Genomic DNA, 1,037 nt, shown 5'->3' on the forward strand with positions numbered 1-1,037 from the left:
CCAGATCGCCGCCCGTCGGTCCGTGCGATCAAGGTCGCCTCGATCGGCAACCACATCTTCTACCGCTGACATTCTCGCGATATCGCTGACATTCAGCCCCGTCCCGCACCCCGCGGGGCGGGGCTTTCTGTATCTGACGATGTCTCGCCTATCGCAGGACCCGCGCCGCCAACCCCGCGCAATCCGCATCGCTGGCCGTCGGGCCCTGTTTCCCGGTGATCGCTCGCCCGATCGCCTTGAAGATATTCCCCACCGATTTGACCTCTGGCGGGATCGTCACATGCGGCTGCTGGATCGTGCCCGTCATGTACGCCGATCCCGGCAGTTGCAGCAGCGCATGCTGCTTCGGCGCGCCACTCAGCCGGATGTCGATCGCTTCGGCGGGAAACACGACGCTCCCCTGCCCGTGCAACTGGCTGGCGGTGGTATCGACGATCATCGGATCGACCCGCCCTCGCCCACGAGTCACGTCGAGCTTGACCACCACGCAGCGTAGTCCCGCCCGTTCCCCGTCCTTCGCCAACAGCGCACGCGCCGCATCGAATCCCAGTGCCGCGGCGATTCCCTGCGGCAATTGCCCGTCCCGCGCGACGAACCCGATGCTGCCATCGGCGTTCCCGACCGCCGCCCGGATCGTCTCGCCCGGTCCTTTCAGCCGCACCCGCGCACTCACATTCCCGCTAAAGTCGCCGCGCCCACCCGCCAGCGCCTGCACGCTGCTGCCGCGCAACCGCAGGTCGATCGCGACGGTCGGCGTCTTGCGATTGCCCCTCTGGTCGACGGTCACTTTGCCGGAAACGGTCCCCTGCGGCAGCCTTGCGACCAGCCGGTCGAGCGTCAGCAACTGGTGATCGATCGCGATCCGTCCCTTGGCGGACACGATCGGCGACTTACCCTGCGCAGCGACGATATGCTGGATGCGGAACCCGAACGCCGCGTCTGTGGTGTCGATCTTGCCGATGTCGATCCGCGTATTCGGCACCAGTCTCGGCCCGATCGCGCGTTCCAGCGCGGCGCCCTTCGCCTGCGCCTCGTCC

1 pseudogene is annotated in these 1,037 nt (G+C 67.2%); it reads right to left on the reverse strand.

Annotation, left to right across the window (positions count from 1 at the left end):
- Nucleotides 1–148: 148 nt before the first annotated feature.
- Nucleotides 149–1,037, reverse strand: a pseudogene (locus U1872_RS22750) (asmA family protein); the annotation flags it as partial.

Source organism: Parasphingomonas frigoris, assembly GCF_036663815.1.
Taxonomy (GTDB): Bacteria; Pseudomonadota; Alphaproteobacteria; order Sphingomonadales; family Sphingomonadaceae; genus Sphingomonas.